Origin of the sequence: Thalassobaculum sp. OXR-137 (genome assembly GCF_034377285.1) — a bacterium.
GTDB lineage: Bacteria > Pseudomonadota > Alphaproteobacteria > Thalassobaculales > Thalassobaculaceae > Thalassobaculum.
On record NZ_CP139715.1, the window covers coordinates 730275 to 744181 of the forward strand.

The window sequence follows — 13907 nt, forward strand, 5'->3', positions numbered from 1 at the left end:
CCCTGCCTAATCTCGGCTCCCAAAAGCATTGGAGGGAGCCGACATGACCGAATTCGCCGAGCACCAGAGCCTCGCGGCCTTCGCCAACCAGACCGAGAACCCCAAGGCGCTGGGCTTCGATGCCGGCCGCCTGGCGCGGATCGGCGACTGGATGGACCGCTATGTCGAGGCGGGCAAGCTGCCCTATGCGATGACCGCGATCCTGCGCGGCGGCGAGCTCGCCTATCTGGACGCCCGCGGCTACACCGACCCGGACGCGAAGCAGGCGCCGGCGGTCGACCACCTCGCCCGCATCTACTCCATGACCAAGCCGATCGTCACGGCAGCAGCCATGACCTATTACGAGGAGGCGCGGTTCCAGCTCGAGGATCCGATCAGCCGCTTCTTGCCCGAATTCGCCGAGCCCCGGGTTTATGTCTCGGGCGAGGGCGACAGCATGGTGACCCGGCCGGCAGAAGGCCCGATCACCATCCGCCAGCTCATGACCCACACCGCCGGGCTGACTTACGGCTTCTTCGATCCGGGCCCGATCGGGGCCGCCTATCGCAAGAACAACGTCAACTACTTCCCCGGCAAGGAGAGCGCCGCCGAGGTGACCAAACGTACCGCCGCGGTGCCGCTGCTGTTCGAGCCGGGTAGCCAGTGGACCTATTCGGTCGCCATCGACGTGCTCGGCCGCCTCGTGGAAGTCGTCGCCGGCAAGCCGCTGGGCGAGGTCCTGCGCGAACGCATCTTCGAGCCGCTGGGGATGATCGACACGTTCTTCGGCGTGCCGGAGGACAAGGTCGGCCGCTTCGTGCCGTGCTACGAGAAGGCCGGCCAGGGCATGAAGCGCGGCGAGGAGCCGGGCACCTCCAAGTTCCTGGGCACGCCGGCGATGGAATCCGGCGGCGGCGGCCTGGTCGGCACCCTGCCCGACTATCTGCGCTTCATGGAGATGATGCGCCGGGGCGGCACCTTCGGCGCGGCCCGCATCCTCGGGCGCAAGACCGTCGACCTGATGATGTCGAACCACCTGCCGGGCGACATCGCCTCCATGGGGCAGTCGAGCTTCTCGGAAATGCCGATGGTCGGCATCGGCTTCGGCCTGGGCGGCTCCATCCTGCTGGACACCGCCGCCGCCCAGATCCCGGGCAGCGTCGGCGAGTTCGCCTGGGGCGGGGTGGCGAGCACCGGGTTCTGGATCGACCGGGCGGAGGAGATCTCGGCGGTGTTCTTCACCCAGCTCACCCCGTCGTCCTCCTGGCCGCTGCGCCGCGAGCTCCGGGTGCTGACCTATCAGTCGCTGGTGGACTGAGGCTCACCGAGCGGTTCCGGGGCCGCCGGATCCTTGTCGCGTGGCGGGCCGTCGTAGTCCGCCACGCCCGACGCCACGGCAGAGCAGGCCAAGCGGATGTATTTCGGGATCTGCACCTTCTCGCCGTCGCGCTCGCCCTTCTCGTAATACTGGACGACACGGCGCTTCAGACCGAGCGCTTCGGCGGCTTCCTTCTGCGACAGCTTCAGCGTCTTGCGCCAACGCTTGAAGTCCGCCGGTTTCATCACATTGGAATCGTTGGGCTGTTTGGCCACGCATACCCTCGCACTCGGTCGAGCCGGGATTTAACAGCTTATTAAACAAGTAGCCAATATAAAATGCGCACGACGTGCGGTTCTTCCTCTTGATTAGACGCACCTCGTGCGCATATACATATTTCTGGAACAATGGAGGCCACGATGGCGCGTCATCTTTTTCTGCATAACGGGGTCGCTTACGAGGGCGAACTCGCCCTGTTCAAGAGCACCCATGTGAGTGCGTCGGGCGCCCAGGCCAAGGCCGACCTGCCGGGCCTGCGCCCCGGCTTCATGTACAGCGTGACGGACGGAACCGAGACCCGGATCATGGACGACGAGGTGGCGGTCCACCGCTACATGTTCAGCCATCCGAGCGCGACGGTGTCCACGGTTCCGCTCCGCAACTGAGGGGCCTCCCCTTCCCCTCACCGACTTCCTGGACGAAGCCCGCAAGGGTGCAGATCCAGGACCATGTTCCGGCGCCCGTCACAGGATCCTGGATCGCCCTGAAACTTCGGGGCGTCCAGGAAGTCGAATAGGTTTAACGACGAGCCGGTTTCCCTGCTTCTCCCCCACTCCTCCCGCACCCTTCTCCCTGACCGACTTCCTGGACGAAGCCCGCAAGGGCGCAGATCCAGGACCGCGTTCCGGCGCCCGTCACAGGATCCTGGATGCCCCCTCTCGGGGGCTCCAGGAAATCGAGATGAGGAAGATATGAAGGGAATTACCCCGGAAACGGACCGTCTCCATCCCCCTCGCAGGCCTGGATGAGGTTCGCACGCAACGTATCCGATATCGGCACAGACGTGCGCAGACGCGGATCGAAGCACACCGCGGTCGCCACCGCCGTCACCCGGCAGGTCCCGTCCACGAAGATCCCCTGCTCCACCCGGCATGACGTTGTCCCGAACCGGGTCACCCGCGTGCCGGTCCACACGATGCCGGGAAAGCGGATCTCCCGCACGAAATCGGTCTCCAGCCGCCGCACCACCCAGGTGGTCTCCGGCGAGCCGCCCTCGGCCGCGGCGCTGTAGAGGTTCTCGCCCGCCGCCATGAACATGCGCACCCGGCCGTTCTCCAGGAACACGCCGATCGCGTTGTTGTTCACATGTCCCACGATGTCGAGATCGCCGGCACGCAGCCGCTCCTGGGTCCAGAAAGCGAAGCTGGCGGGCGTGCTCGGATCGAAAGCGGCGTCGGTCATCGGAGGTCCTCGAAAAGCGTGAGGCCCCTCAATAGTCGAGCTCGTAGGTGACGCCAACCCGGCTTTGGGAATCCGCGCCCACATCGGTCTCCACCGAGATGCTATCGGTCACTTCCACTTCCACCACCGCCCGGCTGGAGGCGCCGGAAAGGCCCTGCTGCAGCTTCAGGAAAACCCCAGGGGCGATATACTTGCCGACGGAGAGCGACGCGCCGACCGACCCGTCATCGGCGGTGCTGGTGTCGACGTCGATCGTGTCCACGCCGAGCGCATCGCGCACCTGTTCGGTCACGCCCGGACCGGCGCCGAAGCCGCCCGACAGGATCGCCGCCGACCGGGCCAGCTTGAGCGCCTGGATCGGCGTCAGCTCGGCCTTGTCGGAGCCGAACAGGATGCGGGAGAGGATGTCCTCCTCCGGCAGGGCCGGGGTGCTTTCCAGGCTGATATCCGGGTCGCTGGCGTTCCCGCCGACCACGACCGAGGCGGTGATCTCCGTCAGCTCGGCGGTCAGACGCATGTCGAGCGCCGGATCCTCGGCCGGGCCGCCGTCGAAGATCACCCGGCCGCGTTCGAAATTGAAGTTCTCGCCGACCGCGCTCAGCACGCCGCGGCGCACCGAGATCTCGCCGTCCACCACCGGCGCGTCGGCCAGCCCGGTCACCGTCAGATGGCCGCCCCACTCGCTGTCGAGGCCGCGGCCGCGCACGAAGACTTGGCCGGGAATGTCGATCTCGATATCCAGGCGCAGCGGCGCGCCGGCCTCCTCCCGGGCTTCTTCCTCGCGCTTCTCTTCCTCCGGGTCCTCGACCACCCGGCCGTCCTTGATCTCGACCACCTCGATCTTGACCACGCTCGGCGGCAGGTTCTCGGGAATGCGGATTTCGGTGGGTAGCACCGTCACCTTGCCGGCGAGCAGGTATTCCGGCATCGCGCCCTGCACCGTCAGGTCCATGTCGACGGAGACCGAGGCCATGTCCATGTCGGAGGCGTTGAACCTGTCGGCGGTGATGCGGATATCCGCCGGGAAGTCGGTTTCCGGATCGGCCGACAGGGTGCCGGACGCGCTGATCGTGCCGCCGCCGGCCGCCTTGGCGTCGAACCGGCGGATGACCAGTTCCTGGCCCGCGCCCTCGGCCCGCAGCGTGGCCTCGCGCAGGTAAAGCCCGGCCGACGGCACGTCGACCCGCCCCCGGTCCACCGTCACCGCGCCGGCCAGCGCCGGGTCGCCGATGGTCCCGCCCGCGGTGATGCGCGCCTGCGCCGCCCCGCCCAGGGCCACCAGGTCGAGCGGCAGGAACGCGGAGACTCGGTCGAGATCCATGTCCGCGTCCAGCCGCGCGTCCAGCCGGGCGCTGTTCTCGAAGACCGGCGGCGATCCCGCCGGCCCGGCGGCACCGTCCACCATGGCCGTTAGGGTCACCGTGGCGCCTTCGCCGATCGAGGCGTTGACCTTGGCGGTCGCCTGGCGGTCGGAAAGTTTCACGCCGAGATCGGCCACCAGTGGCGGGATATCGGCGAGATTGGGATCGAGGGTCCGCACGCCCGACGTGGACAGGGAGATCTCCGCCCTCGGGTTCTCGATCGGCCCGGTGACCCTGACGTCGCCGCCGATCCGTCCGTCCAGCTCCAGGGTCGGGTCGGCCAGCCGCGCCAGGCTAGCCGGCAGCTCCCGCATGGCCAGCGCGATATCCAGGTCGGCGGTGTCGAGCCCGGCATGGCCGCTGACCCGTCCGTCGTCGATCGCCAGGTCGATGCCGTCGATCCGCGGTGCCGGGTCCAGGGCGACCTGCATCGTACCCCGCTGACGGATCGCCACATCGCCCACATCGGCGTCGAGCTTCCGCACCGAGATCGGCCCGAGCGTCGGATCCAGCGAGACCGTTGCCGCCGCCGCGAGCAGCACCGGCACGCCCGCCTCGCCCTCGGCATTCAGGGTCACCTGCGCCACACCGCCGGTGACGTCGGCGTCGAGCACCGCCGTTTTCAGGGTCGCCCCGTCGGCGGAGACACCCGTCACGGTCAGGTCGACCCGGCCGGCCGCCTTGCCGGTGGCATCGGCCAGGGAGGCTTCCAAATAGACGCGTTCGACCACGGGACCGTCGGTCACGGCCAGGTTGGCGGCATCCAGAGTCAATCCGACCCCCTGCCCCTTCTTGTCGGTCAGCCGCACCGCGCCCGTCACACTGCCGCCGGCAAGCGGGGCGTTCAGCGCGGTGCCGACGATGCCGAGATCGGCGATGGCGATCTCCAGCTCGCCGCGCGCGAGGTTGCTGTCCAGATCGACCGCCGCACCGCCCGTGACGGTCGTCCCCAGCCCGTCGAGCGACAGGCCGCTGACCCGCAGCGAACCGTCGGCGAGGGCGTAGCCGAAGGTCAGGTCCACCGGCTCCCCACGAAAGCCCAGAGACGCCTGCACCCGTCCGACCGGAGCGTCCGGAAGACCCGAGGCGGTGACCGAGCCGGTGATCTCATCCACCGGCGTGCCGGCCGCAACCAGATCCACGATCCGCCAGGAGGCTGAGGCCGCCGGCGCGTCGAGCGTGCCGCCCAGAGCCACGGCAACCGCCGCGGCACCGGACAGGTCGGTGCCGGCGATCCCGCTCAGGGCGGACAGGTCAGGGGCATTGAGGTCGATCCGCCCGCCGATCTCGCCGCCGCCCAGATCGAGGGAGACGTCGCCGGTGGCCTGGGCCGCATCCGCCGTGAGCTCGATCCCGACGAGATCCAGATGCTGCTCGGCATCCAGCCCGATGCCGGCGATCAGGCTCGGCGCCGGGCCGATCAGCCGCTCCAGGGCCGGGTCGCCGAGACCGAATTCGGCCCCCGCGACGGAGAGGGTGGCGGACAGGGCGAGCGGGTCGAGGTCGAGGGTCCCGTCCACCTCGACCTCGGCCGCGCCCGACAGGTCCATGCCGGCGAGATCGGCGAAGCGGGAGAGATCGGAGGCCGTCAGGCGCAGGGACGGTGTCAGCGTCTCGCCGCCGGTGAAGGACGCCGTACCCTCCAGCGTTGCCGCCGCGGTGGTCAGGGTCAGACTGTCGACCGTGGCGTCCATCGTATCCGGCGCCACCGACCCGGCGGCGGCCAGCGTGAGGCGCGGACCGAGCAGATCCACGGTGTCGACCCCGTCCACCTGCGGCGTGGCCACCCCGCCGTCCAGGGCGAGGCGGATCCGGTCGGGGACGGTCGCCAGGGCGTCGTCGGCCTCGGCGGTGAGGGACAGGGCGAGATCGTCGAGGGCGATGGCCTGGACCGACGGCGCGCCCCCGGCCGTCACGGCCAGCCGCCGCCCCTGCATGTCGAGCCGGGCGGAGAGCGTGAGCGGACCGGAGAGGTCGGTGCCGGCGAGCCCGGCGAAGGCGGCGAGGTCCGGAACCGCCAGATCGGCCTGGGCCGCCACCGGCGTCCCCTCCGCGTCGATCTCGGCCGACCCTGTCAGCTCGGCCGAGGGAAGGCCGATCCTCAGGTTTTCCAGTCGGGCGCTGCCGTCCGGATGGGCCCGGGCCTCCAGCGCCAGGACGATCGGCGCGGCCAGAAGCGTACGCAGCTCGGGCGGCGCCACCCGAGAAGCGGCGACGGTCCCGTCGACCGACAGGCCGTATCCCTGCTCCGTGGAGGTCACGACGAGATCCAGATCGGCCCGCGCGTTGGGGCCGAAACCGCCCTCCAGCGCGCCCTGCCAGCGCTCCAACCCGCCTTGTCCGGTCAGCGACAGGGCCAGGGGCGGACGGCCTTCGATCTCCAACAAGCCGGCGACCAGCCCGCCTTCCGGCTCCCGCAGGCTGATCTCGGCGCGCAACACGCCGCTCGACGGCACCAGTGCCGCGTCGATCTCGGCGCGGGCCGGCGGCCCCTGCTCCCGGACCGCCTCGATCCAGCCGCCGGCGCGGATATCCGCGTCGGTCAGGGCGGCGGACAGGTCGGCGGTGACGGTGACCGGTTCGCCGGCGACATCGGCCCCCAGCACGAGCGCGTCGACCGACAGTCGGTCGAGCGACACCTCGATACCCGGCAGCTCGAATTTCAGGGACAGCGGCTCCGGAGTCTCCGGCTCCGGCTCCTCGGGGGTCGGCGGAAGCTCGGGGATGCGGTCGAGCCGGGCGTCGGCCAGGGCGAGGGCGTTCACCGAAACCCGCCCGCCCAGCAGGTCGAGCACGTCCCAGTCCAGCACCAGGGATCCGGCCCGGGCGAACTCGCCCCGGCTGTCATAGGCGGAGACGTCCAGCAACTCGATCCGGCCGGGCAGGGTGCCGTCGATGGCGCCGATGCTGACCCGCACCGGGCCGTCGGCGGTGGCATCCTCCACCAGGGCGATGATCCGGGCGCGGCCCCAGTCGGTGTTGGCAAGCGCCAGCAGCCCCAGCACCGCGACCGCCAGGATGCCGAGCGTGCCGCCAAGAATGAGGAGCGCGCGCCGCAGCATGGCTCAGAACGCCTGGCCGAGACTGAAATAGACCTGGAAAGCGTCGTCGCTGTCGCGCGGATTCAGGGGAAAGGCGATATCGGCGCGGATCGGACCGATCGCGGTGAAATACCGGAAGCCGAGGCCGGCGCCCCATTGCAGGTCGCCGTCCAGGGTCGGCACCTCCTGATCGTAGACCTGGCCCGCGTCGATGAACGGGACGATGCCGAAATCGCCATAGACCCGCCACCGCAGCTCGGCCCCGAAATCGAGCAGGGCGCTGCCGCCGGTCGGCTCGTTGGAGGCGTCGAGCGGCCCGACGCTCTGCAGCGCATAGCCCCGCACCGATCCCGACCCGCCGGTATAGAACCGCTTGTCCGCCGGCAGATTGCCGGTCGATGCGCCGAAGATCGTGCCGATCCCGGCCCGGCCGGCGAGGACGAGATCGCCCTCGTCGTCCAGCGCCAGGTAATGGGCATGGCGCACCGAGGTCGAGTAGAACGACAGGGTGGAGCCAAGGCTTTCCAGATACGGCGTGAACTTGATCCGGGTGCGCCCACCACGGGTCGGGTTCAGCAGGTCGTTCGACGTGTCGATGGAGGCGCCGAGCGGGATGCCGACCAGGGTGAACCGCTGCTCCTGACCGTCCTCCTCGATGCGGGACCGCTCCAGGCTGAGACCGTAATCCACCGAGAGCATATCGGAGATGCGCCGGTCGAACCGGCCGCCGAGGGTATAGCTCTCGCTGTCATAGCCGTCGGTGTATTGCTGGATGTAGCCGCTCTCTATGGTGAAGTTCTGGTCGGTGACCAGCACGTCGGGGATGGTGAACGCCCCCGTCAGGCTGGTTTCCACTTCGGCGACGGTGGTCTCGATCCGCAGTTTTTCCGCCCCGCCGAACAGGTTGCGATGCTCCCAATGGGCGCTGGTGCCGAGACCTTCGGAGGTCGAGTAGCTGATGCCGGCGCCGATGCTGCGCGCCGGCCGCTCGCGGACGGTGACGGTGATCGGCAGCGAGCCGTCGTCGGCGACCGCATCGCCGATCTGGATGCCGGCACTGTCGAAGCGGCCGGTGCTCACCAGGGCGCGGCGGCCCTTGTCGATCTCGCGCATGTCCACCGGCGCGCCATAGGTCCAGGGCAGCCGCCGCACGATGTAGTCGCGCTCGATGCTGTCGTTGCCTTTGACGGCGATGTCGCCATACCGGGCCCTGGCGCCGGGATCCACCTCGAACACGAGGTCCATGGTCTTGGCGTCGCGGTCGATCAGCGCGGTGCGGTCGGCGAGCTTGGCCAGGGGATAGGCCTGCTGCTGCAGCAGGCGGATCAGGTTGGTCTCGGCATCGACCACAGCGGAAGACTTGGCCGGAGCCCCCCGCTCCACCGCCAGATCCTCCCGCGGCAGGTCGAGCCCGTCCGGCAACCCACCCTTGCCGGCGGCGCGGATGGTGAGGGCGTCGAAGGTATAGACACTACCGGGATCGCCGTAGACCAGAACCCGGACCGGGCCGCCGGGGTCGACCGGATCGTCGACCCGGTGGACGAAGACCGCGTCGTAGTAGCCGAGCGACCGGGCGACGCTGTCGAAGATCTCCTCGTCCTCCCGCGCCCGGCGTTCCAGGGCCGCCTCGGAGACCGGAAGATCGTCGATGCGCGACTTCAGCACCGAGCTTTCCTCCACCAGGGACTTCAGTTCCCCGGTGCCGTCCAGCCCCTCGATGCTGACCTCGTAGACGATGCCCGGCTGCTCTTCCTCGGCCGGGTCGGCCTGTGCCCAGGCCGGCCGGACTCCGCCTGCGAACAGCAGGAGTCCCAGAAAGAGCATCGAAGCGAAGCGCATGAGCGCAGCCGGACCGTCAGTGGTCAAAGCCTTCGGGTATAAGGGTCGATCGGCGATGAGTCACGCCTTCCCACTGACGTCAGCGGCGATCCGGGGTCACTCCTCGGGCTCCTCGATCGGCTCGCGGGTGATCCGGTCGCCGGGCTTGTAGGTCAGCACCACCGCCAGCACGGTCACGCAGCCGATGGCCAGGCAGATCGCGCTGAAGGTGTTGAAGGCATAGGTGTGCATGTAGAACTCGCCCACCACGCCGAGCAGGACGAAGGCCACCACCAGAAGTCCCCAGTGCCAGGGCTTGCCGATGAAGATGTCAGCCATGGGCTCCTCCCTTGTGAGCGGCGAATTCCGGCGCGGGGTCCCGTCGCCGGAGCAGGGCGACCGCCGCCCCGAGGCCGAGACCGGCCAGGGACAGGATCACGCCGGGAATGCCGAGGATGTCGATGGTCGGCGGCATCAGCGCCAGCACGGCGGAGGCGAAGACCGTCAGCCGCAGCAGCCAGTTGAGCGGGCCGTAGAGCCAGGCCTCCAGCGCCGCGGACAGCAGCCACAGTCCGGCCACCGCCGCCAGGGCGGAATAGACGGTCCAGGCGATCGAGCCCTCGAAGAGCAGCGACGGATTGTAGACGAAGGCGAAGGGCACGAGATATTTGGCGATGCCGACCCGGGCGGATTCCACCGCCGTCGCCATGGGCGGCGTCTTGGCGATGGCCGCTCCGGCGAAGGCGGCAAGCGCCACCGGTGGGGTGATGGTGGAGACCACGCCGAAATAGAAGGCGAAGAGGTGGGCCGCCATCGGCAGCACGTCCAGCTTCTCCAGCGACGGAACGATCAGCGCCGAGACCGTGATGTACACCGCCGTGGTGGTCATCCCCATGCCCAGCACGATCGCCGCAACCGCCGTCAGGGAGAGCAGGATCAGCAGGTTCCCGCCCGACATGTCGATGACCGACTGGGTGAACTTCAGGCCGAGGCCGGAAACGAAGACCGAGCCGATGATGATGCCGGCACAGGCGCAGGCCACGGTCACCGGGACGGTGGCGCGGATGCCGCTCTCGAACGCCGCCAGGATGTCGGCGGGACTCATGCGCGTCGCCGGACGGATGAAGCTGAGCCCGATCAGCGCCAGAATACCCCAGAAGGCGGACTTCATCGGGGTGTAGCCGGTGACCAGGAAGAAGATCAGAACGCCGAGGGCGAACAGCAGGTGCCATCCGTCCTTCAGCACCTCCAGCGCCCGGGGCAGGCGATCCTTGGAGATCCGCTCGATTCCGCTCTTCTCCGCCTCGAAATGCACCATGAAGTAGATGGTGGCGAAGTAGAGGAAGGCCGGAATGACGGCGGCCAGGATCACGTAGACGTAAGGCAGCGCCAGATTCTCTGCGATGATGAAGGCGGCGGCGCCCATGATCGGCGGCGTGATCTGCCCGCCGGACGACGCGCAGGCCTCCACCGCGGCGGCGAATTTCGGCCGGTAGCCGAGCTTCTTCATCAGCGGGATCGTGAAGGATCCGGTGGTCACCACGTTGGCCACGGCGGATCCGGAGACGGTCCCCATGAAGCCGGAAGCGACGGTGGCCGCCTTGGCCGGGCCGCCGACCCGGTGGCCGGTCAGCGACACGGCGAGGTCGATGAAGAACTTGCCCGCACCGGAGCGGATCAGCAGCCCGCCGAAGATGATGAAGAGCACGATGTAGGTGGCGGCGACGTGCAGCGGCAGGCCGAAGATGCCGTCGGTGCTCATGAACATCGTGTCGATGTACTTCGCCGGCCGGGTCGGCGGTCCGTAGAAGAAGCCGAAGAACTTGTGGGCGTAGAGCGCGTGGGTGATGAAGAAAGCGGTCACCAGCACCATCGCCAGACCCACCGTGCGGCGGGTCGCCTCCAGCACCAGGGCGATGCACAGGGTGCCGACGAGCAGATCGCCCTCCTCCTTGGAGCCCAGCCGGAGCTGGAAGGCGTCGATGTCCCACATCGTCCAGACATGGACGAAGATCACCGCCAGCACGAGCACCAGGTCGATGCCGAAGCCGAGCTTCTTCATCGGCGTGTCGATCGGCTCGAAATGCGAGGGGCGGAACAGCGGATTGATCAGCAGAGCCAGCACCATCATCACGGTGAGGTGCGTCGTCCGGAACGACCGGCCCTCCGGCGTGCCGAACTCGGCGACGTAGAGGTGGAAGAAGGAGAGCGCGACGGCGATCACCACGCAGAACAGGGTGATGGTCCAGGCCAGTGTCCAGCGCTTCTGCACCAGCAGGCGCTCAAGAAACGTGACCTCTTTGACCTCGCCGTAATCGAGGGCGTTTTCCGTCTGGCTCATTGCGGCCGTCCCGGCTTTCGTATCTTGGATCTGGAAATGAAAACGCCGAGCGGACGCCGGGATGTCCGGCGCCCGCAACGGTCAGCAGTGCGAGGCGATCAGCTCGCCGGGCGCACGCCCTTCTCTTCGTAGTAACGCGCCGCACCCGGATGGACCGGCACCGAAGCGCCGTTCAGGGCATCCTCGAGGGTGACCTCGTTCCACGTCTTCTTCACCTCGGCGAAGGCAGCGTGGTTGTCCCAGAACACGGTCATCATCTGGTAGACGAGATCGTCCGGCAGATCCTTGTTCACGATCATGCTGGTGACGATGCCCAGGGTCGGGATGTCCTTCTCGACGCCGTCATAGGCCGCCGGCGTGATGGCGCCGCGGATGTAGCCCGGGTTCGCCTTGATGATCTCGGTCAGCTTCGGCTCCGGAATACCGATGAAGCGCAGTCCCGGGCTGTGGTTCAGTTCGATATAGGATGCCTGCGGCATGGAGGTCGCGGCCATGAACACGTCGATATGGCCGTCCTTCATCAGGGCGACGGACTCGGTGTAGTCCACGTAGTGGACGGTGCCGCCGTTGTTCTTGATGTCTTCGAAGTTGAAGCCGTAGGCCTGCAGAATCGATTCCGCGAAGGCCGTGCCGGTCCAGCCGGTCTTGCCCGGCGAGATGTTGGCGTTCTTCATGTCTTCGAAGGACATGATCTTGCTGTCGCGGGGAACGGCGACCTGGAAGGTCGACGGGTACAGCGTCGCGAAATAGGCGATGTCCTTGGCCGGCTTCTCGAACTTGCCCTTGCCGGCAAAGCCGTTGGCCGCTGTGTGAGCGTAGGTCCAGCCGAGTTCCGCGTCGCCGTCGCTGACGGCCTTGACGTTGGCGATGCCGCCGCCCGACGTGTTGGACGCGGCGATGCCGTCGATCTGGTCCTGCATCACCTGCATGATCTTGGCGCCCAGCGGGTACCAGGAACCGCCGGACGGGCCGGACACCATGCGGACGAACTGGTCGGCACTGGCGCCGGTCGCGCCCAGGGCCAGGATCGGGGCAGCGATCACCGCCGCTCTTGCGAGACGTTTCATTGCGTTTCCTCCATCAGATTCTCTTTTTACCGGCCGTCTAGCGCGACCATCCGGGCTCAAAATTGCATTAGTGTGCCATTGAGGCAAGACACCATGCGCAATCGGGACCGAGAACGGCGGCAGCCTGGGAGCCTGCCGGAGGCGGTCACGCGCCCAGCCGCTCCTTGGGGAGATAGAGGTGGGCGGTCGTGCCTTCGCCGACGGTGCTGGTCAGCTCCACGGAGCCGCCATGCAGCTCGGCCAAGGTGCGCGACAGGGCCAGGCCGAGCCCCAAGCCGTCCGAGGCGCGGACCTGGGCGTGGTCGCCCCGCACGAACGGCTCCATCACCCGTTTGAGCTCCTCGGGAGAGATGCCGAACCCGGTGTCGCTGACCGCGATATCGAGATCGCCGTCGGCGGTGCGCCGGATCGACAGGGCGACCCGGCCGCCGCTCTGGGTGAACTTCACGGCGTTGGACAGCAGGTTGATGATGATCTGCCGGATCTTCGAGGGATCGCAGCGCAGCAGGGGAAGGTCGGGATCGACCGTGGCCGTCAGGGTCAGCCCCTGCGACGATGCGCGCTCGGCGATCAACGCCTCGCAGGTCGCCGCCAGTTCGGCCAGCGGCACCTCCTCCTCATCCAGGGTGATGCGCCCGCTCTCCAGCCTGGACAGGTCCATCGCCTGGCCGATCAGGATGTCCAGGTGCTGGCCCGCATGGACGATGTTGCTGGCGTATTCGACATAGCGCTTGTTGCCGACCGGCCCCCACAGCTCGGCCTCGATCGCCTGGCCGAAGCCGATGATGGCGTTCAGCGGGGTCCGCAATTCGTGGCTCAGGCTGGCGAAACCGTCATGGCGGGTGCGGTCGAGCTCGCGGGCATGCTCCCGCGCCATTCCGAGGTCGCTGGCGAGCGCATAGTTCTCCAGGCGCAGCGCGATGCTCTCCGCGAGGGTGCGCGACACCACCCGTCCCCAGATCGCCACGGCCCCGAAATAGGGCAGGCCGGCCACGCCCAGGGTCTGAACGGCCGGCTGATCCGACATCAGCATCCCGCTGACCGGCGGGACGATCACGAGGATCAGATAGGCGACGAAGCTGCGCCACCAGATCGCGAAGGAAAAGACGGCCCCCGCCCCCAACGCGGCCACGCAGGCGCCGTACAGCGTCACCGTGTCGATCGGCAGGGGGGTGGTGTAGAGCAGGATGGACGGGACGGCCCAGGTGACGGCAGAGGCCAACAGTCCGGCCTCGTAGATCAACGCCCAGCGGCGGTGATTCGCCACCGTGATCCGTCTGCTGCGGGACAGAATCCAGACATAGACCCGGCATCCCGAGATCGCGATCTGCACCGCCATCCAGGCCACGGCAAGCTCACGCCCGACCACCCCGATGCTGACGAAGGCCAGGACGAAGGCCGCAAAGGTGCTGGCCAGCACCGAGGCCGGCGACCTGTACAGATAGCGAACCCGCTCCGTATCCAGCGCGTCTGCCGACACGCGGAATCCCGGACCGGTCCCCCCTCTCCCCTCAAAGGCGG

10 protein-coding genes are annotated in these 13907 nt (G+C 68.1%); 2 read left to right on the plus strand and 8 right to left on the minus strand.

Annotated elements, in window-relative coordinates:
• The first annotated feature begins 43 nt into the window (after positions 1-43).
• Complete coding sequence (locus T8K17_RS03465; RefSeq protein ID WP_322333111.1) at positions 44-1297, plus strand: serine hydrolase domain-containing protein; 1254 nt, start codon at positions 44-46, stop codon at positions 1295-1297.
• Here the strand turns inward: T8K17_RS03465 and T8K17_RS03470 are convergent.
• Complete coding sequence (locus tag T8K17_RS03470; RefSeq protein ID WP_322333112.1) at positions 1279-1572, minus strand: helix-turn-helix transcriptional regulator; 294 nt, start codon at positions 1570-1572, stop codon at positions 1279-1281. The two genes, T8K17_RS03465 and T8K17_RS03470, sit on opposite strands and share 19 nt — an antisense overlap.
• A 144-nt stretch (positions 1573-1716) precedes the next feature.
• Here T8K17_RS03470 and T8K17_RS03475 point away from each other — a divergent pair, with 144 nt between their 5' ends.
• Positions 1717-1962 (plus strand): hypothetical protein, encoded by a 246-nt coding sequence (locus T8K17_RS03475; RefSeq protein ID WP_322333113.1) that lies wholly within the window; start codon positions 1717-1719, stop codon positions 1960-1962.
• A gap of 316 nt (positions 1963-2278) precedes the next feature.
• Here T8K17_RS03475 and T8K17_RS03480 read toward each other — a convergent pair whose 3' ends face one another.
• From T8K17_RS03480 to T8K17_RS03510, 7 genes are all read right to left on the minus strand, one after another.
• Complete coding sequence (locus T8K17_RS03480) at positions 2279-2758, minus strand: acyl-CoA thioesterase (RefSeq protein ID WP_322333114.1); 480 nt, start codon at positions 2756-2758, stop codon at positions 2279-2281.
• Between the two features lie 28 nt (positions 2759-2786).
• Positions 2787-7181 carry a translocation/assembly module TamB domain-containing protein gene (locus T8K17_RS03485; protein ID WP_322333115.1) on the minus strand — a complete coding sequence of 1465 codons (4395 nt, stop codon included), beginning with the start codon at positions 7179-7181 and terminating at the stop codon, positions 2787-2789.
• Positions 7182-7184: 3 nt separating this feature from the next.
• The gene (locus T8K17_RS03490; RefSeq protein WP_322333116.1) at positions 7185-8999 is read right to left on the minus strand and encodes an autotransporter assembly complex family protein; all 1815 of its coding nucleotides are present in this window, start codon (positions 8997-8999) and stop codon (positions 7185-7187) included.
• Between the two features lie 96 nt (positions 9000-9095).
• Positions 9096-9317: a hypothetical protein gene (locus T8K17_RS03495; protein WP_322333117.1), complete on the minus strand. Its 222-nt coding sequence runs from the start codon at positions 9315-9317 to the stop codon at positions 9096-9098.
• Positions 9310-11319 carry a TRAP transporter permease gene (locus T8K17_RS03500; RefSeq protein WP_322333118.1) on the minus strand — a complete coding sequence of 670 codons (2010 nt, stop codon included), beginning with the start codon at positions 11317-11319 and terminating at the stop codon, positions 9310-9312. The genes T8K17_RS03495 and T8K17_RS03500 overlap by 8 nt, the downstream gene beginning before the upstream one ends.
• Positions 11320-11417: 98 nt before the next feature.
• Entirely contained in the window at positions 11418-12386 is a 969-nt protein-coding gene (locus T8K17_RS03505; RefSeq protein ID WP_322333119.1) for a TAXI family TRAP transporter solute-binding subunit, read from the minus strand.
• 145 nt (positions 12387-12531) lie between these two features.
• Entirely contained in the window at positions 12532-13866 is a 1335-nt protein-coding gene (locus T8K17_RS03510; RefSeq protein ID WP_322333120.1) for a HAMP domain-containing sensor histidine kinase, read from the minus strand.
• Positions 13867-13907 lie beyond the last annotated feature (41 nt).